Origin of the sequence: Rhizobium sp. Root482 (genome assembly GCF_001426565.1) — a bacterium.
In the GTDB taxonomy this organism is placed as follows: domain Bacteria; phylum Pseudomonadota; class Alphaproteobacteria; order Rhizobiales; family Rhizobiaceae; genus Pararhizobium.
The window spans coordinates 1-25739 of the sequence record NZ_LMFA01000024.1 but is presented as its reverse complement, the minus strand read 5'-3'; the positions used below and the strand labels follow the sequence as shown (position 1 = coordinate 25739).

At 60.7% G+C, this 25739-nt stretch carries 25 protein-coding genes, 1 pseudogene and 1 riboswitch; of the genes and pseudogenes, 8 read left to right on the top strand and 18 right to left on the bottom strand.

What is annotated here, in order from left to right; all coding sequences use genetic code 11:
• Positions 1 to 12: 12 nt before the first annotated feature.
• The 7 genes from ASD31_RS20345 to ASD31_RS20315 form a co-directional block, all read right to left on the bottom strand.
• Complete coding sequence (locus tag ASD31_RS20345) at positions 13 to 843, bottom strand: class I SAM-dependent methyltransferase (RefSeq protein ID WP_056338356.1); 831 nt, start codon at positions 841 to 843, stop codon at positions 13 to 15.
• A 2-nt stretch (positions 844 to 845) separates the two neighbouring features.
• Positions 846 to 1664 (bottom strand): ABC transporter ATP-binding protein, encoded by an 819-nt coding sequence (locus tag ASD31_RS20340; protein WP_056338352.1) that lies wholly within the window; start codon positions 1662 to 1664, stop codon positions 846 to 848.
• Positions 1661 to 2689, bottom strand: a complete 1029-nt coding sequence (locus tag ASD31_RS20335) for a FecCD family ABC transporter permease (protein WP_056338348.1) — start codon at positions 2687 to 2689, stop codon at positions 1661 to 1663. Before ASD31_RS20335 ends, ASD31_RS20340 begins: the two co-directional genes overlap by 4 nt.
• Positions 2686 to 3717, bottom strand: a complete 1032-nt coding sequence (locus tag ASD31_RS20330; protein WP_056339097.1) for an ABC transporter substrate-binding protein — start codon at positions 3715 to 3717, stop codon at positions 2686 to 2688. Before ASD31_RS20330 ends, ASD31_RS20335 begins: the two co-directional genes overlap by 4 nt.
• A gap of 178 nt (positions 3718 to 3895) precedes the next feature.
• Positions 3896 to 4127, bottom strand: a riboswitch (cobalamin riboswitch).
• A 577-nt stretch (positions 4128 to 4704) separates the two neighbouring features.
• Positions 4705 to 6228 (bottom strand): FAD-dependent monooxygenase, encoded by a 1524-nt coding sequence (locus tag ASD31_RS20325; RefSeq protein ID WP_056338345.1) that lies wholly within the window; start codon positions 6226 to 6228, stop codon positions 4705 to 4707.
• 568 nt (positions 6229 to 6796) lie between these two features.
• Complete coding sequence (locus tag ASD31_RS20320) at positions 6797 to 7417, bottom strand: NADPH-dependent F420 reductase (protein WP_056338342.1); 621 nt, start codon at positions 7415 to 7417, stop codon at positions 6797 to 6799.
• A gap of 146 nt (positions 7418 to 7563) precedes the next feature.
• On the bottom strand, positions 7564 to 8193 hold the full coding sequence (locus ASD31_RS20315; RefSeq protein WP_056338340.1) for an FMN-dependent NADH-azoreductase: 630 nt from the start codon (positions 8191 to 8193) through the stop codon (positions 7564 to 7566).
• A gap of 120 nt (positions 8194 to 8313) precedes the next feature.
• Between ASD31_RS20315 and ASD31_RS20310 the strand changes: the two genes are divergently transcribed.
• Positions 8314 to 9297, top strand: coding sequence for a LysR family transcriptional regulator (locus ASD31_RS20310; protein WP_056338338.1), 984 nt, complete (start codon positions 8314 to 8316; stop codon positions 9295 to 9297).
• 286 nt (positions 9298 to 9583) lie between these two features.
• On the opposite strand, the gene ASD31_RS20305 is transcribed toward ASD31_RS20310, so the two are convergent.
• Positions 9584 to 10486, bottom strand: a complete 903-nt coding sequence (locus ASD31_RS20305) for a LysR family transcriptional regulator (protein ID WP_056338335.1) — start codon at positions 10484 to 10486, stop codon at positions 9584 to 9586.
• A 91-nt stretch (positions 10487 to 10577) separates the two neighbouring features.
• Between ASD31_RS20305 and ASD31_RS20300 the strand changes: the two genes are divergently transcribed.
• Entirely contained in the window at positions 10578 to 11594 is a 1017-nt protein-coding gene (locus ASD31_RS20300) for an NADP-dependent oxidoreductase (RefSeq protein ID WP_056338332.1), read from the top strand.
• Positions 11595 to 11601: 7 nt separating this feature from the next.
• Positions 11602 to 11961: a putative quinol monooxygenase gene (locus tag ASD31_RS20295; RefSeq protein WP_244483912.1), complete on the top strand. Its 360-nt coding sequence runs from the start codon at positions 11602 to 11604 to the stop codon at positions 11959 to 11961.
• A gap of 94 nt (positions 11962 to 12055) precedes the next feature.
• Here ASD31_RS20295 and ASD31_RS20290 read toward each other — a convergent pair whose 3' ends face one another.
• The 4 genes from ASD31_RS20290 to ASD31_RS20275 all read right to left on the bottom strand — a co-directional run bounded on the left by ASD31_RS20290 (position 12056) and on the right by ASD31_RS20275 (position 14609).
• Positions 12056 to 12553 (bottom strand): SRPBCC domain-containing protein, encoded by a 498-nt coding sequence (locus tag ASD31_RS20290; RefSeq protein WP_056338329.1) that lies wholly within the window; start codon positions 12551 to 12553, stop codon positions 12056 to 12058.
• Between the two features lie 83 nt (positions 12554 to 12636).
• A complete protein-coding gene (locus ASD31_RS20285) occupies positions 12637 to 13431 on the bottom strand; it encodes an SDR family NAD(P)-dependent oxidoreductase (protein WP_056338326.1) in 795 nt (264 codons plus the stop codon).
• On the bottom strand, positions 13428 to 14003 hold the full coding sequence (locus ASD31_RS20280; RefSeq protein WP_082520645.1) for an SRPBCC domain-containing protein: 576 nt from the start codon (positions 14001 to 14003) through the stop codon (positions 13428 to 13430). The genes ASD31_RS20285 and ASD31_RS20280 overlap by 4 nt, the downstream gene beginning before the upstream one ends.
• A 3-nt stretch (positions 14004 to 14006) precedes the next feature.
• On the bottom strand, positions 14007 to 14609 hold the full coding sequence (locus tag ASD31_RS20275; RefSeq protein WP_056338323.1) for an NADPH-dependent F420 reductase: 603 nt from the start codon (positions 14607 to 14609) through the stop codon (positions 14007 to 14009).
• A 150-nt stretch (positions 14610 to 14759) separates the two neighbouring features.
• Here ASD31_RS20275 and ASD31_RS20270 point away from each other — a divergent pair, with 150 nt between their 5' ends.
• The 3 genes from ASD31_RS20270 (at position 14760) to ASD31_RS20260 (ending at position 18345) form a co-directional block, all read left to right on the top strand.
• On the top strand, positions 14760 to 15713 hold the full coding sequence (locus ASD31_RS20270) for a LysR family transcriptional regulator (RefSeq protein ID WP_056338320.1): 954 nt from the start codon (positions 14760 to 14762) through the stop codon (positions 15711 to 15713).
• A gap of 375 nt (positions 15714 to 16088) precedes the next feature.
• A complete protein-coding gene (locus ASD31_RS20265; RefSeq protein WP_056338317.1) occupies positions 16089 to 17078 on the top strand; it encodes an AraC family transcriptional regulator in 990 nt (329 codons plus the stop codon).
• Between the two features lie 58 nt (positions 17079 to 17136).
• Positions 17137 to 18345 (top strand): MFS transporter, encoded by a 1209-nt coding sequence (locus ASD31_RS20260; RefSeq protein ID WP_056338314.1) that lies wholly within the window; start codon positions 17137 to 17139, stop codon positions 18343 to 18345.
• 246 nt (positions 18346 to 18591) lie between these two features.
• On the opposite strand, the gene hydA is transcribed toward ASD31_RS20260, so the two are convergent.
• Genes hydA through ASD31_RS20235 form a run of 5 tightly spaced genes read right to left on the bottom strand, consistent with a single transcriptional unit; the run spans position 18592 to position 23574 of the window.
• On the bottom strand, positions 18592 to 20001 hold the full coding sequence (hydA, locus tag ASD31_RS20255; RefSeq protein ID WP_056338311.1) for a dihydropyrimidinase: 1410 nt from the start codon (positions 19999 to 20001) through the stop codon (positions 18592 to 18594).
• 11 nt (positions 20002 to 20012) lie between these two features.
• Positions 20013 to 21287 carry a cysteine desulfurase-like protein gene (locus tag ASD31_RS20250; protein WP_056338310.1) on the bottom strand — a complete coding sequence of 425 codons (1275 nt, stop codon included), beginning with the start codon at positions 21285 to 21287 and terminating at the stop codon, positions 20013 to 20015.
• A gap of 25 nt (positions 21288 to 21312) precedes the next feature.
• Positions 21313 to 22050, bottom strand: coding sequence for an amino acid ABC transporter ATP-binding protein (locus ASD31_RS20245; protein WP_056338307.1), 738 nt, complete (start codon positions 22048 to 22050; stop codon positions 21313 to 21315).
• Positions 22050 to 22721, bottom strand: coding sequence for an amino acid ABC transporter permease (locus ASD31_RS20240; protein WP_056338304.1), 672 nt, complete (start codon positions 22719 to 22721; stop codon positions 22050 to 22052). The genes ASD31_RS20245 and ASD31_RS20240 overlap by 1 nt, the downstream gene beginning before the upstream one ends.
• 55 nt (positions 22722 to 22776) lie before the next feature.
• On the bottom strand, positions 22777 to 23574 hold the full coding sequence (locus ASD31_RS20235) for an ABC transporter substrate-binding protein (protein WP_056339094.1): 798 nt from the start codon (positions 23572 to 23574) through the stop codon (positions 22777 to 22779).
• Positions 23575 to 23730: 156 nt separating this feature from the next.
• Between ASD31_RS20235 and ASD31_RS20230 the strand changes: the two genes are divergently transcribed.
• The gene (locus ASD31_RS20230) at positions 23731 to 24420 is read left to right on the top strand and encodes a FadR/GntR family transcriptional regulator (RefSeq protein ID WP_056338301.1); all 690 of its coding nucleotides are present in this window, start codon (positions 23731 to 23733) and stop codon (positions 24418 to 24420) included.
• Between the two features lie 169 nt (positions 24421 to 24589).
• Here ASD31_RS20230 and ASD31_RS27125 read toward each other — a convergent pair whose 3' ends face one another.
• Positions 24590 to 24811 (bottom strand): FCD domain-containing protein, encoded by a 222-nt coding sequence (locus ASD31_RS27125; protein WP_413813828.1) that lies wholly within the window; start codon positions 24809 to 24811, stop codon positions 24590 to 24592.
• A gap of 133 nt (positions 24812 to 24944) precedes the next feature.
• Here ASD31_RS27125 and ASD31_RS20220 point away from each other — a divergent pair.
• Positions 24945 to 25739: pseudogene (locus ASD31_RS20220) on the top strand (helix-turn-helix domain-containing protein); the annotation flags it as partial.

The following is a 25739-nucleotide window of genomic DNA, read 5'->3' as shown; positions in this document are numbered from 1 at the left end:
TGAAACCGTTCTTCACGATTGAGGTCCCTTGAAGCTGTCTGATCGACCGACTTGTCGCGACGCGACATCGACGGGGCGGGACGCCACTAGTACGAATCGCCGGTAAAACCGGGTTCGCAATCTGTTCCTGAGATCAGCATTCTTGCGCTGAGCCGCGGCGATCGGCCGGTGGGAGGGGAAAGTTATTTCAATAAAACCAGCCTCCTGGACCATCGGTTCGAGGCGTTCGGCAGTCAATCCGCCGCTGAACGGCAATCTGGTCATGATATTCGCGTGCTTCTCGCTCATGGCGCCGTCATAGTAAGGATCGTGTCCGACGAATCGTTCGATCAGGCCCACAGCAAGGCCCGCGAGCCGGCCCAGTCGCGTCGGTTTCGTCCAATCGCCATCAAAGACGAGCAGCCTGCCGCCCGGCTTCAGCACCCGCAACCAGTCGGTCAGCGCCTGTTCGGGTTCCGTCAGTGTCCAGACCAGATGCCGGCATATCACCGCGTCGTAGGCTTCGTCGGGTTCCATCGTGCGCTCGGCATCGGCAAGAACGAACCGAACTTTCGCATTGCCGGCATGCTTTATTCGGGCGACCCCAAGCATATCCTCGGAGAAATCGAGCGCCGTCACTTCGTGGCCGAGCGAGAGCAGGACATTCGTCACCTCTCCCGTGCCGCAGGCAAGCTCCAGCACGCGGCGAGGCTCCGGCCCGATCGCGTCGCGCACGGCTGCCGCCCAGGCATCCAGTTCCGGACCCTGCGGGATACGGTGGCCGAATGCCAGATCGAATGTCGCCGACCGCTTCGACCAGTACTCCCTGATGTCTTCCTTGAGGTCGTGGTTGCGCAAGTCCATCTTCAAGCCCCCATGACGGAAAGAGATGCCGGCCGAGTGACGTTGGTTCTGCCTTGCGAACGCCGCGTCAGGAAGCGGATGTGGCAGATGCCGCCGCTATCCTGTTCGATGTCGACATCCACACCGAACACGTCGCGTATCCGGGCCTCGGTCAGCACGTCCCGCGGCTGGCCGAGAGCGACGAGGCGGCCGCCCTGCATGACCGCGATCCGGTTGCAGAACATGGCGGCATGGTTGAGATCGTGGAGTGCCGCCACCACGGTCAGATCTTGGCGCTGAACCAGATCGAGCAGACTGATCTGGTGACCGATGTCGAGATGATTGGTCGGCTCGTCGAGCAACAGGATCCTCGGCTCCTGGGCAAGTGCCCGGGCAATGTGCAGGCGCTGACGTTCGCCGCCGGACAGCGTGTGCCAGAACCTTCCGGCGAGGTGAGCCATATCGACATTTTCGAGAGCCGCGTCGACTATACCGTCATCCTGCGACGACCACGGCGACAATGGTCCGAGATAGGGGGTGCGGCCGAGCTCGACCGCTTGCCGTGCCGTGATCCGTTCTCCTGTGTCCGCCTGCTGCTCGACGAACGCCAGACGCTGCGCGACGGTACGTCGACCAAGCTCCCCGATCGGCGTGCCGTCCAGGAGGACCGCGCCCGACCTCGGTTTGCGGATACCGGCCAGCAGCGACATCAGGCTCGTCTTGCCCGATCCATTCGGGCCGATGATGCCAAGGAATTCGCCCGTCTCGACGGCGAGTGACACGCCCTTCAGGATGTCTGAGCCGCCGGCAGACCAGGAAACGTGATCAGCTGAAAGCGTCATGCCCGCGCCCTCCTTTGTCCGAGAATGAGTGCGAAGGCAGGCGCGCCGACGAGTGCGGTGATCACACCGATCGGCAGCACCTGGCCGGGGATCAGTGTCCGCGACAGGATGTCAGCGACGATCATGAAGACCGCACCGATCAATGCAGCGGCGGGAAGCAGGACACCGTGCCGCACGCCGACCAGCATCCGCGCGGCATGGGGAATGACCAGCCCGACGAAGCCAATCGACCCCACGATCGAGACCATGACGGCGGTCATCATCGCCGAGACGCCGACAAGCGCCAGATAGGTGCGCCTCACCGAGATGCCGAGCGAGGCGGCCGCTTCCGAGCCGAAGGTGAAAGCGTCGAGCGCGCGCGCGTGCCAGAGGCAGACGGCGAGGCCGACGAGTGCTGCTGGCACCGCCAGCCAGGCATCCGGCCAGCGCACGCCCGAGAGGTTCCCGAGCAGCCAGAACATGATGCCGCGGGCTTGCTCGGCCGTCGCTGCCTTGGTGACGATGAAGGATGTCAGCGCATTGAAGAGTTGCGAACCGGCAACGCCCGCCAGAATGATCGCCGCCGTGCCGCGCCCTGCCTTCACCGCCAGCACACTGACCAGCAGGAAGGCGATGAGTGCGCCGAGAAAGGCGCCGAGCGGCATGGTCAACATCCCAGCGCCGAACCCGAGGATGGCGATGCTGACCGCACCGGTCGAGGCGCCCGCGGAGATGCCGAGAATATAGGGATCGGCCAATGGATTGCGCAGCAGCGACTGCAGCACGGCGCCGGAAAGCGCAAGTGCTGCGCCGCAGGACGCGGCGACCACGGCACGGCTGAGGCGATAGCTCCAGATGATGCCTTCGTCGATCGGCTCCAGTGGATAACCAGCGTTCCAGAGACGGTTTGCCACCGTCTGTGCCACGGTTGAAAACGGGATAGCCGTCTCCCCGATCGCCGCACCGAGCCAAAGCGCGATCAGCAGGATGGCAAGCGCGGCGAATGCCGCGCCCGTTCGCCCGATCGATGTCAGCGTCCTGCTCACTTGGCAAGGCCCGCTTCGGCGATTGAGTCCGCTAATACCTCGATGCCCTCGATCGTTCGGATGGTCGGGTTCATGGCCTGGGCGTCCATGTTGAAGACATGGCCGTTCTTCGCCGCCGACATGAGGCTGGCGACGGGATCGGTCTTCAAGAAGTCGAGCTTGGCTTCAAGGCCGTCCAGCGGATAGCGGCGGCGTTCCATCGAGCCTGCGACAATGATTGTCGGGTCGGCCTTGGCGATCGTTTCCCATCCGACCGTCGGCCATTCATCGTCTGTCTTGATAATGTTTTCAATGCCAAGGGCCGACATGATATAGCCCGGAGCGCCGTTCTTTCCCGCGACATAGGGATCAGCATCGGCGGCACTGGAGAACCAGAACACGGCCGACAGCTTGCCCTCGGCGGACGCGACCTTGGCTCGGGCCGCATCTTCGCGCTTCTTCAACTCTGCGACGACTTCTTCGCCCTTGTCCTGCACGTTGTAGATTTGCGCCAGTTCGCGGATCTCCTGGTAGACGAGATTCATGGTGAAGACCTGGTGGCGCACGCCATCGCTGGCGGCGGAATTTTCCTTACCGGTGCAATCGGACGGGGAGGTATAGACCGGGATTCCCAGTTCCTCGAACTGCTCCGGCTTGGCAACCACACCCTCGGGGCCGACCTGCCACTGGAACTGAACTGCAATGATGTCCGGTTTCTTGGCAAGCACACTTTCGAAGCTCGGATCGTTGTCGGCGAGGCGATCGATCCCGGCGTTGACCTCCTCATAACCCTTCAGAACAGGACCAACCCAGAGTGCAGTGCCTGCGACCCTGTCGGCGAGGCCGAGCATATAGAGAATTTCGGTGCTGCTTTGACCGATCGATACGGTCTTTGTTGGTGCCTTGTTAATCGTGATCTGTCGACCGCAATTTCGCAGTGTCAACGGATAGCCGGTCTCGGCGGCCTGCGCGTGACCAGCAAGGGTGCCAGCGACAAGCGACGCGAACAGGAAACCGGCTCGAAGCGGCGTTTTGAAAAGTGATGTCATGATGTGCCCCAAATACGGATTGAAAGCCGCGCAGGGCGGCAGAGCGGAACGAAGGACGGTCAGGCCGTCCGAACGATCGAACAATCGACAGGTTGGGGGAAAGGCAGCGTCGGTCGACGCCGCGAGGGGCTGGTGATCTTCATTGCATACTCCTGTTCCGGGCTTCCCCGCCCGTGACGATGGATCGATAGGTGACGGCAGGTCTCCTGGCTCACGAATATCCGCTGTCCATCTGCCTTCCCGTGCTGTCCGCACAGTGGCATGGCGCTATGCGCCACGAGGATGGACGGCAATCCGCTTACAGTTGCGGGGGCAGCCACGGTTTTGGTCCCATGCGGGTCGTCCGCACCGTGTTCCCTATTATTCCCCTCCACCTCATGGGTAGGGGAACCGTCGAGGCCAGTTAAGGGAGAAGTTGGCAACCGGTCAAGGCCGTACTTGGAGCCAATACGGTCCATTTCACGCGATTTGTTTATGCGTGCGTCCTAGATCGATAAGCCGCATCCAGAGATTTTCTGCAAGATTCCGGTCGTGGGTGACCAACAAATCCGGAAGGCCTGCCTTTCATCATCGACGGGCGGAACGGGTTTCGGCAGGTGATCTGCAAAGCCTCGCATTCGTGCGGGAGCTTCTGCTTGATCTCGAACGGTTGGCGTGCCCGACCATGCGTCGTCAATGCCTCCGCTGAAGGAACTTCGCCGCACCCGGGGTAGGTGATGAACGGCCGCGTGGCCGTGGTAGTCGAGTGTTGGGTTTCGGCGTTCCAGACAAATGTCGATCATCGCGTCCTCCGAATTGACAGCGACTCAATATGTAATGTTATTACATTCGTCAATCGGCTTCTTTGTGCAGGATCATGCGACGAACCCGACCGAAGGTGTTTTGTATCTGGCCGGGCAGTTCGGCCTCGATGTTGGAAGCGGGCGGGTGGCCTTACCAACGGCACGAGCATAAGCGGCCGTTGGTAAGGCAGCGCTCGGAGCGTCCTCAGCCGACAATGAGCCAGCGCGATACGGCGTCGGCGACTTCCTTTTCATTGCGAACCGCATCGCTGGCCCAGGCAACAACCCCATCGGGACGCACCAGCATGGCTTGTAGGCCCAGCCGCTCTTCTGCATCTCCCGTAACGTACCGGATTTGACCGCCACATCGGTCAGCAAACGCCTGTAACCCGATGCATCTGTCGAAATCGACGAGCAGCGCTTGTCCGGTCCGAAAACACTCGTTTAGCCGCGTCCCATCGGCGAACTTGAAATCCGGCACGGTGCGACCGACCAAGGGATGGCCTTCGCCCAAATCATAATGAAGCCCGATACCCCAGACGCGCTCGGCAAAATAGGTAGCGCCGTCGCGCGTCTCGATCAGATCGCGGACGATCGCTTCAAGCGCACGCGAACTACGGGATGGTCGCATCAGCACGACCTGCGCCCGCGACCAATCAAGAATCAGCGCACCGACCGGATGCCGTTCGTGTTCGTAGCTGTCGAGGAGACCAGCCGGCGCCGTGCCGCGGATCGTGGCGGCGAGCTTCCAGCCGAGGTTGATGGCATCACCCAGGCCAAGGTTAAGCCCTTGGCCGCCGAGCGGCGAATGGATGTGCGCGGCGTCGCCGGCCAGCAGAACGCGACCCTTCCGGTATTGGCTCGCTTGAAAGGCACGGTCGGTCCAAGTGGTTGCGAGTTCGAGCGCCGTGACCGAAACGTCGGTGCCGGAGATCCTGCGGAGCGTCGCCTCGAATTGCTCACGCGTGATTGGATTCGTGCGGTGAAACGCCCCGCGGTCGAAGTCGACTATCCCAATCGTGCCAGGCGGCGTGTAGATGAACATGCCTGTCGCGGTGTAGTGACGGCCGGGCTTCAGGACGTTCGGATTGGCCAAGACGGCCGTTGCCGAATAGCCGGTGAACTCGGGATCGGTCCCGGTGAAGCCTATCCCGGCCGCCTTTCGCACGACGCTGCGCGCACCATCGCAGCCGACCAGCCATTGCGCCCGGAACACTTCGCCGCCCGCGTGAACGATCACTTGGTCGTCCAATTGATCGAGGCCGTCGACACCGCAGCCGCGTCGGATTTCGACGTTCGAGGCCTCTGCTCGCGCGGAGAAGACGGCCTCGATGCTCGTCATGTCCGCAGCGAAGTTGCTGACAGGGCCCGGTATGCGCCAAGGCCAGTTCGCGCTGTCAATCTGGTCGTGGAAAAACTGGATGCCCGCGAAGTGGCCGCCGGGCCGGCGCGGCTGCTTCATCCAATGTGCTGCCGCCGGGACGTCACGGCTGACCATAAGATGCTTGAGGGGATCCATCAGACCGCGGCGGTCGAAGCTCTCGACGGTTGCTACGGAAAGGCCGCGCAGTCCGAACGGCAATCTCTTCAACGGCGAATGCGGGTCCTGCGCCCGTTCGAGAACCAGCACCGAGCAGCCGGCGAGCCGCAGTTCGCAGGCGAGAAACAGGCCAACCGGGCCACCGCCGGCGACGATCACGTCATAGATATTGGCAGGGGATGTGTGCATGAGGATACTCCTTGGTCGATGTTCGACCGGAGCGTTCCTCGAACTCGAAATCCACACGGACGAACGGTGCATGCCCGAAAGCATTCATTGTTCGTCGTGGGGACTTCTGGCACGAAGCCAAAGGCCAGAGCTTCCGTTACCAGAAGGACTTGGGCTTACCGAACCAAGTCTGCCTTTTCCGACATACAGACCATAGCCCAGCAGCGATGGCGGCGCAACGACCACGTCGGTCGCTCGGTCTCTGATGGGGCCGCAGCCGTATGCAGGATGGCAGTTCGGCACGAAATTTTCAGCGATCTACGCGTTCAAGGATATTGAGGTGAAAAACGCCTCCCGACGTAGTGTGGGTCCTCCTCGCCGACGCCGAGAACTGGATACAGTCGGGCGGCCGGTCCGACTTCCAATGAGCCTTCATGACGGAGTGCGCGCCCGGCCACAGGCTTGCATGGAGGACGGTGGCGACGGCGACGAAGCCGGTAACGGCGTATCATTATTGGGCTATCGCTCCCACCGAGGCGGGTTGTCATGTACTGACGGAAGAGACGCAGCAGGGCCTGCGGTTCCTGATTCAGCCCTTATCGACGTTCATGGCGAAGTCCCAGGTGCCGGCGCCGTTTTTGGCCAGTCCGATCATCATAAAACCGAGAGACTCAAGCGTCCGAGCCATGTGCAGGCCGCCCACGTCGAGCGGACGCAGCTCGAGACTTTCGAGGAACGTCGAGACGTGCGCTTTCGCCTCCGCATCGTCGGCTGCGATGAACGCGTCGAGCCGTCCCCCCTTCACAAGCACATGGCCAAAGATCGTGTTGAACGCCTTCACGACATGCGCCCCAGTGGGGAGACCCTTGGCGGTCTCCTCGGCACCAGAACTGCCGTGGGGCGTGATGAGGCCCGAGAGGTCGGGCGCAAACGGGTTGGCGACGTCGATGATCACCTTACCATCGAGCGCTTTCCCAAAGTCGGCCACGACCGCCGCTGCAGCGCTGTACGGCACGGCGAGGATGACAATGTCGCCCGCAGGCGCAGCGCCATACGTCCCTGTGGTCACTCCGGCTGCGAGTTGGTCGGCGAGCGCCCGCGCCTTGGCGGAGTCCCGGCTGACAACCTCGACGGTGTGTCCGGCCTTGGCAGTACGGCCCGCGATCGCGGCGGCCATGGTTCCTGAGCCGATGATGCTGATAGTGCTCATGTGCAGTCTCCTATTGAGTGGGCGGTATTGCCGGTGGTTTCCAAGCGGAGGAAGCGCCTCCCCTTTGCGGCGAATGACGACCGATCGGCACTTCCTGGAAAAGCATCGGCCGGCGTGACACCGGCCGCTCATCCGTGGGCGTGGCGTCATGCAGCCAATGCTGGATCTGCTGCAACGTCGATGCGGCGCTCGGCACGATCGAGGATATCTTCGTCAGGCTCGAGTCCGAGACCGACGCCCTCGATGTCGATGAACTCGACATCGGTCATGCCGAGAAAGCCGAGCATGGTCTTGAGATAGGGCCGGGCATGGTCCATCGGGGCGACCGGACCACCATTGGTGTAGATGCCCTTCGAGGCAAGGATCACATAGACCCTCTTGCCCTTGACCAAACCTTCCGGTCCGCTCTCGGAATAGCGGAAGGTCTTGCCTGCGCGCGCCACATAGTCGAACCAGGACTTCAGGGCCGACGGGATGGAAAAGTTTATCATTCCCGCCCCGATCACGACCGTATCGGCGGCAAGCAGTTCCTCCGCGGCCTGGTCGGAAGCATCGACAAGCGTCTGCTGGACGGCACTGCGCTCACCTTCGGGAGAAAAGAGCCCGCCGAGGAAGTCACCGTCGATATGCGGCAGCGGTGCGGTAACGAGATCGCGATGGGCGATCTTCGTTCCGGGCCGGGAGGCGGCGAGCCGTTCCGCGAGCTTCGTGGCTGTGCGGGTCGATATCGAGGCGCTAGCACGCGGGCTCGATGTGACGAGAAGGATGGACGACATGGTATGGCTCCTTCGTATATCGCCGCCACGCGGGTCGTGACGTTCTCTGGAGCGAAGGATGGCACTCGACACTCATCTGTAAAACAGGTAAAATATAGGTAGTTTCGATCGAGAAAATAGATGGAAGCATATCCTACGCTTGATCAACTGACGATCTTTGCGGAAGTCGCCGACAGCGGCGGCTTTTCAGCAGCTGCGCGCCGTCTGAAGCGCTCGCAGTCCGTCGTCAGTTATGCGATCGCCAATCTCGAGGACCAGCTTCAGGTCAAGTTGTTCGAACGCCACGGCACGCGACAACCCCGGCTTACGGAGGCAGGAACGGCGCTACTCATGGATGCACGAAGGATTCTTTCCGGGCTAGATGGACTTCGGGCCCGTACTCGCGCCCTACAACAGGGACTGGAGGCCGAGATCGTTGCAGCGGTCGATCCGACCGTGCCGACGCAGGTGCTGTCCATGCTGCTTTCGACGTTCGAAGAGAATTTCCCCACCGTTGACATCCGTCTCCATGTCGGCTCGATCGGTGTCGTTTACGACCAGGTCGCCAGGCGGATCGCTCATGTCGGCTTCGGTGGCGAACCGAACCGTGGCGACAGGCGGGTCGTGCTCCAGCCGATGGGTTTCGCGTCGCTCGTGCCAGTGGCGGCGCCATCGCATCCGCTTGCCCTGGCACAGACGCCGATCCCACGCTCGGTCGCACGCCAGTATACACAGATCGTCATCACCGACGTCACCGACCAGACGCGCGGCCGCGACTTCGGCGTCATCGGGGATCGCACATGGCGTATGACAGATATGGGTCTTAAACACGAGCTCACGCTCGCCGGCCACGGTTGGGGCGGTCTGCCCTATGCAAAAGTATCCAGGGACATTCACGACGGCCGGCTGATCCTCCTCGACCTTGAGGACTACCCGATACAAAAATTCGCGCTGGTCGCCATGCATCACGTCGCACGACCACCCGGCCCCGCAACGGCGTGGATGATCGAGCGGTTCCGGACTATCCTGTTGCAGGTGGAGGCGGCGTGCAAGCAGCACTCCGACGAGCCGATCGTTCAGGGCTATCGTTCATCGCATGGAGCGGCTTCCCGCGATGGAAGCTGACCACAAAAGGCGACAGGCGGTGCGTTTGTCCAATTCACGCCACCCTCATTCCAAAATGCCAGTCCGCCAGTACCACTCACGGCAACGCGTGAGGATGGACGATGTCGCTACCGCAATCCGCCCATAACACTTGCCCACATCTCAGCACGGTGAGACGAGCCCGGCATGCAGCATCCTGCGGAAATTGATTTTGGCGGCACGGCAGCCGTGTGGGAGAACCGAATATCTCTCTCTGGCTAAGCTTCCTACAACAACGCTGATGCGTCACAAGAGCATGCTGGTTCGGCTAGAACAACTCGATCAAATGGTCCAGGAAAGCGCGAACAGCCGGATTGGTTCGGCGGCTTTCAGGCCAGACTGCGGTGATGTTATGGCGCTCCACCGCGAAATCGGCCAAAACCGGGATCAACTCGCCGCGCTTGACCCAAGGGGCAGCCATGAAGTCTGCCGCGATCCCGATACCCGCCCCTGCGGCGACCGCTGCGATAACGGCCTCACTCGCATCGACGACGATGCCAGAGGACGGCACGATCTCGATGTCCCGATTGCCGATGTGGAAGGGCCAACGGAACATCTGGCCCGTGTTCTGGTAGCGTAAATTGACCGTCTCGTGTGCGACCAGTTCATCCGGATGCTTAGGCGTGCCGCATCTGGAAAGATAATCCGGCGAAGCATAGCAAGACAGCCGATGTGGCGAGAGCCGACGCGACAGGAGGCGAGAGTCCGAAAGATGGCCAATCCGGACTGCAAGATCGATACCGTCTTTGGTGAGATCGACCAATTGGTCGCTCAATCGCAGGTCAATCGTGACCTTCGGGTGGAGGATACGAAACCGAGTCAGTGCAGGCGCGATGACATGTATGCCGATCGGCAGCGATGCCGCAATTCGTAAGTTTCCGCCGGGCTCAGCACGCGCACTCTTCGCGGCTTGTTCGATGTCTTCAGCGTCGCGCACCAGTCGCAGAGCCCGCTCATGCAGGTCGCGTCCCTCCGCCGTGAGGGTGAGCGAGCGTGTCGTTCGGGTGAAGAGCGACAGGCCGAGGCGCCGCTCCAGTCTCTGGATGCTTTTGCTGATCGCCGAAGGGGAGACGGACAGCGACCGAGCGGCGGCAGTGTAGCTGCCGAGAGAGCCAGCGCGAGCAAACGCGATCAGTCCAGTTAAACGTTCAAAGCCGACTTGTTCCCTCATGGCACTATTAAAGCGAACTGTAGCCTGATTATCAACCCAGTCAGAAGTTCATATGTCTAGCCCAGAAATTTTGTTTCCATGCGAGGCTACGATGAGTGAGATGATGAAAGCAGTTCGACTGCACGAATTCGGTGGCCCGGAGGTCCTACGTTACGAAGATGCTCCACGGCCGGAGGCGTCGGATGGCGAAGTGCTCGTTCGGGTGCACGCGGCCGGTCTCAACCCGCCGGATCTTTATCTGCGTGACGGCTATCGGGCGTTGCCGCCGGAATGGCAGCCTGACGCGACTTTTCCGCTGATCCTGGGGACGGATGTGTCGGGAGTTGTCTCCGCGGTCGGAGACGACGTCACGGGATTCAGCGTCGGTGACGAAGTCTACGCTATGGTGCGGTTTCCGGATGACCTGATGAAAGGCAGCAGCGCTTATGCGGAATATGTCCGTGTCCCCGCGTCGGAGCTGGCATTGAAGCCCGCGGGGATCGATCATACGCAGGCCGCCGCTGCGCCGATGTCGCTGCTTACCGCTTGGCAGTTTCTGGTCGAACTTGGCCATGACGTAGCCAACCCGTTCCAGCCGTTCCCTCATGCGCCTGTCCCGCTCGACGGCAAGACGGTGCTGGTCAATGGCGCAGGCGGCGGTGTGGGGCACCTGTTGGTTCAGATTGCAAAGTGGAGAGGGGCACGCGTGATCGCGGTGGCCTCAGGCAAGCACGAGACCCTCCTGCGCAACCTTGGGGCTGATCAATTCATCGACTACACCACGACCTCTCTTGAGGCGGTCGCACAGGCTGCGGACCTCGTGGTCGATGCTGCGGGCGGCCCTCACATGGAACGCTTCTTGGATATCATCAAGCAGGGCGGAGCGCTCTTCCTGGTTAACCCCCTGGGCTTCTCGGGCCATGATGAAGCCGCGAGACGCGGGATCACCGTGTCAACGACGCAGGTCCGGTCCAATGGGAGACAACTGGCAGATGCTGGTGGACTTCTCGACAACGGCACAATTCGCGTCGCAATCGACAGCACCTATCCGCTGGCGGAAGCTGCCGCTGCTCATCAGCGGGCTTCCCAACGCAGCATCCAAGGCAAGATTGTTCTCATCGTCGCCTGATCCACCCGTGGCCCTGATCGACTGGCAGTACAGCCGTCGGGCCAGCAAGCCGGAGGAATATGTTTTGATCATCGTCACAGGGTACATGCACGTCGAGCGTGCTGATTTGGCGCAATTTCTACGCGATCTGCAAGTGCTTGCCTCCGCCACACGGCAGCGTGTCGGGAACATTTCCTATGACGCTGCGGTGGACGATCCGCAAGCCGGACGGTTGCTCATATCGGAGCGTTGGTCAGATCAATCCGCCCTTAGTGCGCATCTTGATGCCCCCGACACCGTCGCGTTCGTCCGTCGATGGCAGGAGCGGATGCGGGGCCAAATCCGGAAGTATGACGCCTCTAACGAACGCGACCTGACAGAGGTCTAGGTTGAGTTAAGTCCGCTTTGGGCCGGACCCGTCAAACGGGTCTTCCGCCTCGCCCACAGCGATCATCACCGATATGTCCGCAAGCTGCTCCGCTCTAACCCTGCATCACCACTTCGCGCTTGACCGCTACATCCGCGAGGTCGCGAAGCAGCTTTTCATGAGTTTTCCAAAAGATGTCAGGAGCTTCCTTCGCCAGTTCGATCCAAAGCGGTCCCTGCATGGTCTCTTCAGTCCACAGATGACATCCCCCAGCGGTCGGGGTGATGATCCAGGCGTGGTAAGCTCTGGAGGCCGCCGACGCCTTGGGGCCGCCCGCCCAGGCGATGCGGGTCATCGGCTCGAACTCGACGACCGACGCCGAGACGTCCTGGCCGGCCAGATTGGTCTCGAAGCGACTGCCAAGCTGCATGGTCTCGTGTCCGTCGAGGAGATCGACATGCGAAACGCCGGGGTAGAAGCTTGGCCAGGCCAGTGGATCGGTCAGGAGAGACCAGATCGTGGTCGGCGACACCGCTATTTCGAGCTCGTTTGTAAAGTGGATGGGAGACCGGCTGGGCGCCATATCCGCCGGCCAGTTGATGACTTCGAACATTCTATATCCATTGCTTTTAGAGAGAATTCACGGACCGATCGGCCACGTGGTCAGGGCCGATCGCACCAGGTTTGTCTGACGGGTCAGAAGATCGAACGCAGGACGCCGCCGTCGACGCGCAACGCTGCGCCGCTTGTGCCCGACGCCTGTTCCGAGCAGACATAGACCACCATGTTCGCGACTTCCTCGGTCGTCGTGAAACGGTTGATGAGCGATGTCGGCCGCATCGTCTTGAGAAAGTTCTGTTCGGCCTCGTCCTGAGTGATCCCTTGCTCGCTCGCCGTTGCAGCCATCCAGTTACCAAGAATCTCCGAACGTGTCGGACCAGGCAGAACCGAGTTGACGGTCACTCCGGTCCCGCCGACGAGCTCCGCCAGGCCACGGGACACGGAAAGCTGCGCGGTCTTCGTCATTCCGTAGTCGATCATCTCCTTCGGGATGTTGACTGCGGATTCGCTGCTGATGAACACCACGCGGCCCCAGCCGCGCGCGACCATGCCTGGCATGTAGCGCCGGGCGGCACGCACGCCGCTCATGACGTTGAACTGGAACAGTTCAAGCCATTCGTCGTCCGACTGGTCGAAGAAACCATTGAGGTGAGCCGTGCCCAGATTGTTCACAAGGATATCGGTGTCTGTTATCCGGCTTGCAAGCTTGGATGATCCTTCGGCCGTCGAGAGGTCGGCGGCAACGCCCTCAAATTCCGCTTGCGGCAGACGGAGCCGAAGATCCTTCAACGCTGCGGCGACGCGCTCTTCCCCACGCCCATTGATCACGACCGACGCGCCCGCACGTGCGAGCCCTTCTGCAATCGCGAAGCCAATGCCGGCGGTCGAGCCTGTGACGACGGCCCTGCGGCCTTTCAGTTCGATCTTCATGATGTCGTCTCCTTTGTATGGTCTTCAGGTTGTTCGTGTGCGGACACGACGAACCTATCTCGTGTTGTTTCGACGTCGGCACAGGCGACTGCCGCTTCTGCGGCGGCTGCAAGGCGTTCGACCCAATCCTGATGATAGCGATAGAGGCCGCCTGGGTGGCGGCGTCCCAGCATGTCGAGGAACCACTCGCCCTGCTGGGTCTCCTGGGTCAGGACATGGCATCCTTCCGGCGTGGGCGTGATGACCCAGCCGTGGTAGGCGGTGGAACCTGTCGTGTCGCCATCGACCGTCGTCGCCCAGGCGAGCCTGCGATTTTCGACGAACTCCGTCACGACCAAGCTCATGGGGTAGCCGACCGTCACGCGGCTGTATCGGGTTCCCAGCGCCAGATCCGAGCCTCCTGACCGGATGTTGACCTGGTCTTCGGCGGGGAAATATCGATACCAGTTCCTGGCGTCGATCAGCAGCTTCCACACCACTTCGGCAGGGGCCTTCACGTCGATGTCGTTGAGCGCGTAGATTGCCGAGATCTTCGGATCGTGGCGTTCCGGCCAGATCACATGATCGTACACGGATCAGCCCTCCTTCTTGAAGAGGTCTTGGAAGATGAGCGGCGCCCAGCTCTTGTCCTGCGCCTGCACGAGGCGGCCGCCTTCCGTAATCCTTCCGAGGCTCACAGGTGCAAAGCCAAGTCTGCCAGCGATGTCAGAAACTGCCGAAACCGCCTGGTCGTCGTCACCCGATAGAAAGACCACCCGGCGACCTCCGGCCGTTCGGGGATCTTGTGCGAGCAGGTGGGCGGGCAAGTGATTGAACGCTTTGACAAGACGCGCGCCGGGCATCGACCTGGCGACCACGGCAGACGAGGGCTCGTTGCCGAGGTCGGACAGCGGCACGCCGTATGCGTTGGTGACATCGATGACGATCTTGCCTTCCCAGTCCGCAGCAGCCTTTGCGACGTCGAGATGCGCCCAGAAGGGGACGGCGAGAATGATGACGTCGGCCGCCAAGGCATCCTTAAGACTGAACGGATGAACCACCTCGCCATATCCCGTCAGCGCTGAAGCAACGGCTTCCCGCCCCCGAGAGTTCGCGACACCGACGGTGACGCCACTGCGGGCAAATCGGCCGGCGAGAGCTTTGCCGACGCTGCCGCTTCCGATAATCGAATATGTCATATTTACTCCTCACAGACTTGGTCTGCGGTGCGGACGAGTCTCTCGTCCTTCGGCATCGCTTGCTGATCAAAACGTAAGCCTTGGTTTGTCATCTGATAAGATGATATATTCTGATTGAATGTATCTGATTTTAAGATGGATAAATGAGCTATGATCGACGGGGTTTCACTCGACCAGTTGCGGACTTTCATCGCGGCGGTGGACGAGGGTAGCTTCTCTGCCGCCTCCAGAAAGCTCAATCGGGCACAATCTGCAGTGAGCGGGTGGGTCGGAACCCTTGAGGAGCAACTCGGCGTCTTGCTTTTCGATCGCTCGAGCCGGTATCCGTCCCTCACCTCAGAGGGGGTGCTGCTGCTTGCCGACGCCCGCAACATCGTCGCCGGGGTGGATACGCTGAAGGCGCGGGCGCGCTCGATGACCTCGGGTGTGGAGGCGGAGCTGTCAGTGGTGATCGACGTCTTCTTTCCGACGACAATTATAAGCGCCGTGGCGAAGGACTTCGCGAAACAGTTTCCATTGACGCCTCTTCGCCTGTTCGTCGAAGGCCTGGGTGCTGCGTATCAGCCAGTGCTGGATGGTCGATGCAGCCTTGGAATTCTGCCGCCATTGCCACAGCCGTTTCCGTCGCTCGTCAGCGAGCGCCTAGGCGAACTTCCATTGCTCGCGGTCGCCTCGCCGCAACATCCGCTCGCGCTCTTTCATGGCCGCATTCCCCGCCGGGAGCTGTCGAAGCATATCCAGCTCGTCCTTACGGATCGATCCGATCTGACGTCTGGTCGAGACTTCGCCGTCGCATCGCCTGCGACCTGGCGGCTGGCGGACCTGTCCACCAAGCGCGCCTTTCTCAAGGACGGCGTCGGATGGGGCGGAATGCCGCTGCACATGATCGAAACGGACCTTTACGACGGCACACTTTCGATTCTTGATGTCGATGACATGCCGCCTTCCGGATACATGCTGACGATGTCAGCATTTCACCAGCCCTCACAGCCTCCCGGACCTGCAGGAAAATGGTTTGTCGATCGGATGAAGACACTCTGGCGCGGTGCGGACATCATCGCAGCGAGATCGGACGCCGAGCTGAAGCACGTCCCACGGCCGTGAAGGCCTCGGCTTTACAGAAACGCACTCTGTCTGGCTGGCAACGCACTGACTAAGCTTTGACGAGAAAAGCCGACGGTGTCTGGCGAGACTTCATCTTGAAAGCGTCAAACAAGACATCGTTGGAGGCCTCCCTGGCTCTATCCGCTGCTGGTTGGCGCAGTTCCTCCTCGAAAAGAGCCTGTATCAGATCGACTCCTGCAGCAACGGCCCTCGTCCAAACGACATTACATTTCCTTGTCATTCATGCGGGACACAACTAACCCAAAACACCGGAGCGGCAAGGTCCGCAGATAACACTTTTGCCAGTTCGTTTTGCGGACATGATGTTTCTTGTTTGCGCTTGCATGCCGGACGCGCAGCATATAATTATGCTAGATGCTTGATAATTCGTCCCTGCCAGCCTCGCTACCGCTTATTCCCATGGATGCCCTCAGCGAGGTCCTGCAAGACTTCCGCTTGAGTGGCGTGAGTTATGGGCGCTGCGAACTGCGACATCCGTGGAGCATCGCCTTTGAACAACAACCGCTGCTTCGCTTTCACTTTGTCAGCCAGGGCCCATGCTGGGTCCATACCGAAGCCGAGGGATGGCGGGAGTTGCACGATGGCGATCTGGTGCTGTTGCCGCAGGGCATTTCACATCGACTGGCCAGCGCGCCGGATGTTGTGGGCAATTCGCTTGAGGATTGCCGGATAATAAAGTTGGGGGGCAATGTCTGCGAGGTAGTGCAGGAAGGAGAGGGTGCGACCAGCACCCTGTTTTGCGGATCCATGGCATTGAGCGCCTATGCCCTCAGTCCCTTGATCGCCATGATGCCGCCGATCATCAAGGGCTGCGACGTCGCCGGCAACGATCCGATCATCGGTCCCCTGCTGGCCGCAATGACGGCAGAGGCTGTACAGCCGCAGATGGGCAGCGCTACCGTCTTGTCGCGGATGGCGGATTTGCTCGTCGCGCGGCTCATTCGCTGCTGGGTCAATTGCAGCGGAGCCTCGACCACCGGTTGGCTCGCCGCTATCCGCGACCCCCATATCGGTCGGGCGCTGGCAGCCATGCACCGAGATCCCGGCCATAACTGGACTCTCGAAAGCCTCGCCGGGGTGGCAGGCCAGTCGCGCTCGATCTTCGCGGAGCGCTTCAGCGCCGTTTTGGGAGAAGGCGCCGCCCGCTATCTTGCCCGTCTGCGTATGCAGCTTGCCCGGGAGTTGCTGGGACAGGACGGCATGTCGGTGGCCAAGGTCGCCTCCCGGTTGGGCTATGAATCCGAGGCGTCCTTCGCACGCGCCTTCAAGCGCATCACGAATGTCTCACCGGGCGTTGTGCGCCGCACGATTTCCGGACGAATTGACATGGATATCGGATTTTAAGACACATATAATCCTGTAATAGTCATCTATGACATCTCCCAACAACGGAGATAGCTCGATGACGGACACAACATCACAACTTGACGTTCCACTGATGGACCTTGATGCGGCAGAGCCGGCTGCGTGGAGCGCATCCACCTGGTTCGCGGTTCTTTCGATGGCAGCCACCAGTTTCGCCCTGGTGTCGGCCGAGTTCCTGCCAGCAGGCCTGCTGACTCCATTGGCCCGCGATCTTGGCGTCAGCGAGGGAACAGCCGGACAGGTCGTCACCGCCACCGCTTCCGTCGGCGCCGTAGCAGCCTTGTTGAGCAACGTCCTCATCGGCAGATTGAACCGCAAGACGGTCTTGGTCGGTCTCAGTGCTTTGGCGATCGCCTCCAATATCCTTGCGGCCCTGGCGACCGATTTTTGGCTGTTGCTGCTGGGCCGAGCCGGACTGGGAATCGCGCTGAGCGCCTTCTGGGCACTTTCAGTCGCCGTGGTGGCAAGGCTGGTCGGCGCCAATGCAACAGGTCGGGGCATGGCCATCGTTACGCTCGGCGTCTCGTTCGCTACGATAGCAGCACCTTCGATGGGCGCCTTGATCAGCGATTGGATGGGCTGGCGCAGCGCCATGGCCATGACCGCCGGGCTTGCCGCACTTGCCATGCTGCTCCAGTTGCTCAGCTTGCCGACGCTGCCTGCCAGCGCAAGCAACAGTCTCGTCGATGTCTTTCAGCTGATGCGGCGGCGGCGTGTGCAGTTGGGAATGCTTGCCATTCTTTTACTCATGACGGGGCATTTTGCCGGGTCGGTCTATGTGCGCCCCTTTCTCGAACAGGTGACTCTCCTTGCTACCGGGGCAATTGCGCTCGCGCTGCTCGGGTTTGGCATCGCCGCCGTGGTCGGCAATGTCGCCGGCGGCCGAATGGCCGACATCAATATTCGTTTGGCACTGACAGTCACCGCAGCATTGATGGCATTTGCAGCACTCGCGCTGGTGCTTTGGGGCGCCCACATCGGAGCTGCCTTCGGTTTCGCCACGCTTTGGGGCTTCGCCTTCGGCATGGCACCGGTGGTGCTGCCGACCAATCTGTCCCGTGGAGCACCCGACGCGCTTGAGGCGGCGGGTAGCCTGATGGTGGTTTCTTTCCAGGTCGCTATCAGTATCGGGGCGGTTGTCGGCGGCTATGTCGTCGACAGTTATGGCGCCACAGGCCCCTTGATCCTCACTGCCGTCCTTGCCGCATCGACCGTCGTCCTGGCGCTGCTGCAGCCCCGCGGCTGATCTTGCTTGCGGCCGCACCACCAGACGCGGCAGTCAAGCGCCCGAACAATGACGCGCCGAGATCTCGGCGCGCCGCCGCCGCGGTGATAACGTCATGCCGTGGGTGGGCGCCTCCCTCGATCCACCGAAATCGCCACTTCGGGCCGGAAGCGAATCCGAGGGACGCGCTTTAGGATATCCTATGGCCGGGCCAATACACTGTCCGCCGAAAGCAGGCGGGAAGCGGTGCCTCTCCAGCCATTCCTGCTATTGTCTGCTCGCACTCAATGCGGACGGTCCTCGGCGGATGAACAGGCCGTTGCTTTCATCCGTAACCGTCCCATCCTGTGTTACGGTTTTTCCACGAATGAGAAGCCGCACCGGCCAACCGACGACAGAAAGCCCTTCATAGGGCGTGTAGTCGGCCCCATGCTGCAGCAGATCGTTTGTCAATGTTACCCGTTTTTCCGGGTTCCAGAGAGCGATATCGGCATCGGAGCCTACGGCGATCGTACCCTTGCGCGGATAGAGCCCATAGAGTTTTGCATGATTGGTCGATGTCAGGGCAACGAAGCGATTGAGGTCGATGCGTCCTTTCACGACGCCTTCGGAGAAGAGGATGGGAAGGCGGGTTGCGACGCCTGGTATGCCGTTCGGAATCCAGCGGAAGTTCCGTTTGCCCTTCTCGTTGAGCTTGCCCTCCGGATCATCGAACCGGAAAGGGCAGTGATCCGACGAAAACAGGTCGAATACACCTTGTTCTATACCCTCCCAACAAGCGTCCTGGCTGGGTTTGTCGCGAGGAGGTGGCGAACAGACATATTTCGCCCCTTCGAGCGCATCGGCATCCAGGTCATCGGCGGTCAGCAGCAGATATTGCGGGCATGTTTCCCCGGCGATCTTCTGCCCGCGTTCCCTCGCCCTGCGAATTTCCTCCATCGCCTCGCGGTTAGAGACATGCACGATGACGATGGGAGTATCGACGATCTCCGCCAGTGAAAGGGCGCGATGGGTCGCTTCGCGCTCCGCGGCGATCGGCCGTGTCGTTGCATGATATTTTGGTTCGACCTGCCCTTCCGCCTCATGGCGTCCGATCAGATAGCGGATCGCGTCCTCGTTCTCGCAATGGACCATCACAAGCGCACCGGTTCTTCGGGCGGTATCGAGCGTGGCGAGTATCTCGTCGTCTCGCAGACGCAGACCATCATAGGTCATGAAGACCTTGATCGACGTATAACCATCGGCCACCAGGGCCGGCAGTTCCTGGCCGAGAACGTCCGGCGTCGGGTCGGTAACGACCAGGTGGAAGGAAACATCGACGTGGCAACGCCCCTCGGCCTTGGCATGATAGATTTTCAGGGCCTCGCGAAGGCTCTGCCCTTTCTCCTGCATGCAAAAGGTGAGAACCGTACTGTTGCCTCCAATCGCCGCCGACCGGGTGCCGCTTTCGAAGTCATCCGCCATGACGATGCCGTCGCCAGAAGGCTGGTCGAGATGGACGTGGCTGTCTATCCCGCCCGGCATGACGTACAGGCCGGTTGCATCTATGACCTCGGTGGCATCCGTCAATTCCGCCGCAAGCGCAGCTATCCGCCCGCCGACGATACCCACGTCGCATTGGAAGGTGTCGCTGGCAGTCACGACCGTTCCGTTCCTGATGATCGTGTCAAAGCCCATCAGAGCCGCCCCTATTGTGTGGCCTCAAGTGCGGCGGCCGTTCCGATATCGCTGGACAGTATCCGATCGAAGGCCGCGGTCAGCCGGTCCACTTCCTCCAGCGTGTTGTAGTGCACCATCGATACCCGCAGCATGCCGTTATGGTCGGTGAGATCCAGATATTCGGCGAGACGGCGGGAGTGGAAATCGCCGAAGCGAATGGCGATCTTTTCCGCGTCGACGGCCTTGCAGATCTGCGCGGCATCGCGCCCGTCGAAGCGAAACGATATGGTGGGAACCCGTTTGCTGTCGCGGTTGACGGCTTCACCAACGATCCGGCAATCATTGCGCGAACGCAGATAGGACAGGAGGCGCTCCGTCAGCAAGTCCTCGTGCTCGGTAATGGCCTCGAAGGCACGCTCGATCTTCTGGCGGACACTGCCGGTCTCGCCCAGGCGGGCGGCGTGCTCGCAGAGATAATCGACGATGCCGCAGGTCGCGTAGGCGAGCTCGTAGTTCGGATTGCCGGGCTCGAGCTTGCCTGGCACTTTGTCCTTGCCGTAAAAATAGTGATAGAGCGTATCGAGTTCGAGGAGCAGATCGTACTTGCCGTACATCAACGCGTAATGAGGCCCGTAGGTTTTATAGAGGCTGAAGACGTAATAATCGGCGTCGAAGGCCTGAACATCGACTGCACGATGCGGCGCATAGGCAACGGCATCGACGCAAAGCTTGATGCCGCGCGCATGGACGAAGTCGGCAATTTCGCGGATCGGATTGACGGTGCCCAGAATGTTAGAGGCATGGGTGACGCAGACCATTTTGGTGCGATCGCTGACCAGAGGTTCAAGGTCGCAAAGGTCCAGCGTCAGGGTTTGCCTGTTGAGCGGCCAGATTTTGAGAACGATGCCCGCTTGCTGCAACCTGTCCCATGGCCCGATATTGGATTCGTGGTCGCTGACGGTCACGACGATCTCGTCGCCCGCGGTCAGCTGACTTGCCATGGCGCGCGCCAGATTTTGGAGAAGCGCGGTCGTTGAGTTCCCGAACACGATTTCTTCCGGCCGGCTTGCATTGACGAGATGCATGGCTGCCGTCCGGGCCTCCCAAAGCGCCTTTGCCGCATCCTGGGAAACGGCATAGGAGCCGCCGATCTGCACGTTTTTCTCAATCAGGAACGTATTGATACGATCGAGCGCGCCTTTGACGATCTGCGAGCCACCGGCATTGTCGAAGAAGGTCCAACCCCTCTTGAGGCCCGGAAACTGGCTGCGTGCGAAGTCGAGGTCCAATCGTGAATTGGCCATGTTGCTGTCCTCTGATTACCCGTGATCAATGATTGAGTACGGCGCGCAGGAAGCCGCGCGTCCGGTCTTCCTGAGGGCTGTCGAATATCTGTGCCGGCGTGCCGGCCTCGAGGATGCGCCCGCCGTCCATGAAGATGACGCGGTCGGCGACCTGGCGGGCAAAGCCCATTTCATGGGTGACGACGAGCATCGTCACACCGGTCCCTGCCAGCTTGCGCATGACATCGAGGACTTCACCGACCATCTCCGGATCGAGAGAGGATGTCGGCTCATCGAACAGAAGGACTTTTGGCTCCATCGCCAGGGCGCGGGCGATTGCGACGCGCTGTTGCTGGCCGCCTGAGAGCTGGCCCGGAAATTTTTCGGCCTGTTCCAAAATCCCGACACGGGCAAGAAGGTCACGCGCCTTGATCTCGGCTGCGGCCGCAGTCGTTCCCCGGACACGCATCGGCGCGAGCATCACGTTTCGCAGCACCGTCATGTGCGGGAAGAGATTGAAGGACTGGAACACCATGCCCACCTCTGCCCTGACCTTGGCAAGCGCAGCGCCTTGCTCGACCTTGATGCCGCCGACCGTGATGGTGCTTTCGGGATCGAAAGCTTCGAGCCGATTGATGCAGCGAATGAGGGTGGACTTGCCGGAGCCCGAGGGTCCGATCACGCAGACGACCTCGCCTTCGGCTATATCCAGATCGATATCGTGCAGCACGGTAAAGCTGCCGAAGGCTTTCTTGAGCCCGCGAATGGAAATCAGGGCCGCCATCAGCGATCTCCCCGGCTGAAATGCCTCTCGAGTTTCGCGACGACGGTGACCATGGGCCAGAGCAGGATTATGTAGATGATAGCAGCCCCGATCAGCGGCGTCGGGTTCGCCGAAAGCGCCTGCGCCTGCGTCGCCTGCTTCAAGAGATCCGGCATGGCGACGACCGAGGCGAGCGCGGTGTCCTTCAAGACATTGATGCAATTATTGGTGAGCGGCGGAATAACGATACGGATCGCCTGAGGCAGGATGACGTCGATCATTGTGTGCCTGTTCGAAAGCCCCAATGCCGCCGATGCCTCGAACTGCCCGCGAGGAATAGCCTCTATTCCCGCCCTGAAAATCTCCGCCGTGTAGGCCGCCGAAACAAGGCTGAGCGCCGTCACCGCCGAGAGAAACGGCGATAGACGAATTCCGACGAAGGGAAGCGCGTAGTAGACGATAATCAGCAGCACGAGCAGCGGGATCGACCGGAAGATATCGACGTAGATGCGAAGGAGTATCTGGAAGAAAGCCGGGGCGTAAAGTCGGGCGATGGCCAGGAACAGCCCGCCGGCAAGCCCGCAGACAATGCTCGTCAGGCCGATCTGGAGAGTTACGACGAGCCCCCAGAGAAGTTGCGGCAAGCTGTCGAGCAGCACCCCGACATTGAAGAACGTGTTTATGAGATTCATGCCGAGACGGCTCCTGGTGATCCGGCGAGGCTATTCACCTCGCCGGAGCGTGAGGTTACTTAGCGGCGGGCATGTCGAGCACGACGACGGACGATGTCGTGTCCTCGGCCTTGGCGCCGAACCAGCTCTCGTGCAGCTTGGCGATGAACCCTTCGCCCTTCAATGTCGTGATGACGTCATTGACTTCCTTTGCCAGCGGGTCGCCCTTGTTGAACATCATCGAGTATTTCTCGCCTGTCGGGATGCGTTCGACGACCTTGAGCTGGGGCTTGTCCTTGACGTAGTAGAGCAAGGCGGGAATGTCGCTGATATAACCATCCACCCGGCCGGCGACGAGATCGAGCATGGCGGGGGAAAGGCCCTCAAAGCGGCGGATCTCGCCAAAGTTGAGGCTGCCCTTGTTGCTTTCCGCCCACATATCGCCGGTCGAACCGGTATCGACCCCGACGACCTTGCCCTCCATGTCCTTCAGGCCGGTTATGCCCGAAGCGGCGGTGACGGTCAGCGACTGATCGCTATCGTAGTAGGGCTGCGCGAAGGTAACCGATTCCAGCCGTTTGTCCGTGATCGTGATGGAGGAAATCGCGATGTTGATCCGCCCGGACTGGACGGCCGAAAACAAGCCGTTGAATGGCGTGTTGACGAATTCGACCGATTTTCCGAGCCTTTTCGCCACCTCGTTGACCAGATCGACTTCGAAGCCAACGATCTTGCCTTCGGCATCCTGGAACTCCCAGGGAACATTGCCGATATTGGCGCCGACATTCAGATCGGCGGCATGAGCGGTGAATGTGCCGACAGAGGCGAAAACGGCGGAGAGAAATGTTGTTTTGAATATGGATGCGCGTGTCATGAGTTCCCCTTGCTTTTTTGGCATGACTTCACTAATCCTGACCTGGCGGTCTAACCGGTCTGACCAGTTCGGCCAGACAATCACGCGCCTTGCCACTTTGCAAGAGGGGCAATAAAAAATAACTCGGGGACATTCGGTGCCCAAGGAGAAAAAGCAATGCTCACCAGGACGCTCGTCCCCCAATCGGTGGCGCGAGAAATCCAGACCATGATCACCGATGGCAGCCTGAAGACGGGCGAGAAAATCCCCTCCCAGCGGGAGTTTTCACAGAAATTCGGCATCAGCCGGGCTTCATTGCGCGAGGCGCTGCTGACGCTCGAGACGCTGGGCCTGCTCAAGACGGAGCCCGGCCGCGGCACGTTCGTGGTCGGCAATCCGGAAGCTCCGTCGGGCCATATGGCGCCATGGCGCTATTCCGACAGCTATTCGGTCTTCGACGTGTTTCAAACCCGCATTCTGCTTGAGGGGGAAATCGCCCGTCTCTCGGCCGGTCGCCTCACGCAGTTGCAGCTTGAACGAATGGGAAATGCCACGCGAACCATGGAGGAATGCTGGGCGCATCAGGATCGCCTGGCCAATGTCGAGGCCGACCTCGAGTTCCACGGCACGATCGTTTCCGCCTGTGCCAATGCCATGCTGCGTGCCCTCTATGAGACCGTTCGCGCCCAGGTCACCGAGACGCAGCGCCAACCGATCCCCATGACGGATCCCGATCGGATGAAGGCTTCAATCGCGGAACATAGGCGCATCATCGCGGCACTTGCGGCAAATGACGGAGGTCGAGCCAAGGCGGAGATGGAGACCCATATCCGCAACACCGCACAATGCGCAGGACTTGCCCCGTGAGGGCCGCGGCCGCTAGACCATCAGTCCGCTGACATGCTCGAAATAAGCGCCTTCAGTACGCCCAGGCGGGTATGCTCGTTGTGTTCCACCACTGCCGCCCGCGCCTTTTCGCTGTCCCTGAACCGCAGTTCCTTGACGATACGCCTGTGGTCGTTATCGGTCTCCGGATTCACGTCCCGGCTGCGAGTGCCAAGATAAAACAGCTTGGCACATTCGTCGAGATATTCGAAACCATCGCCGCCAACCGCGGATTGCCTGATCCTTGCGCGATTGCCGTGTGAAAATCACGGTTGGCCTTCAGCACCGATACGCAGTGGTGGTGCAAATGGCGACCAGATAGACTTATCACTGTCCGACCTGAGAGATAGGTGACGTTTTGTACCGGAGACATCGGTAACACTTTTCGCTTTTTGCGGGAGGTGTTGATGCCGTGGAGAGAGACTTCGGNTGTCCGACCTGAGAGATAGGTGACGTTTTGTACCGGAGACATCGGTAACACTTTTCGCTTTTTGCGGGAGGTGTTGATGCCGTGGAGAGAGACTTCGGTGATGGAGGAACGTCTGCGTTTTGTCGCCCGGCTGCTGGAGGGCGAAGGCATGAGCGATGTGTGTCGGGAGTTCGGCATCTCCCGCAAGACCGGATACAAGATCTTCAGCCGATACAGGCAAGAGGGTGTGGAGGCGCTGACGGATCGGTCGCGCCGGCCGGTGCGCTACGCCAACCAGTTGCCCGAGCCGGTCGAGGCAATGATCGTGCGGCTCAAGAAGGAGAAGCAGCATTGAGGTGCCAGGAAGATCAGAGAACTGCTGGTGAAGCGTCTGGCCGGTGATGTGCGCGTGCCGTCGAAGAGCACGGTGCATGCCGTTCTCGACCGGCACGGGCTGGTCGCCCATGCCCGCAAACGGCAACGCCATCGCGCCGAAGGAACCGCCTTGTCTCAGGCATTGCTGCCGAACGATCTGTGGTGTGCCGACTTCAAGGGCGAATTCAAGCTCGGCGATGGCCGTTACTGTTACCCGCTGACGGTCACCGATCAGGCGTCACGCTACCTGCTTGGCTGTGAAGCCTTCGAATCGACAAAGGAGGTGGGTGTGTTCGAGGCGTTCCGCCGATTGTTTGCCGAACATGGCCTGCCAAGCGCGATCCGCAGTGACAACGGCCTGCCGTTCGCCAGCCCCAACGGCCTCTACAATCTGTCGAAGCTGTCAGTCTGGTGGCTACGGCTCGGCATCGCGCTCGAGCGCATCAGGCCGGGCCATCCGCAAGAGAATGGCCGGCATGAGCGCATGCACCTGACGCTGAAGAAAGAGGCGACCAGG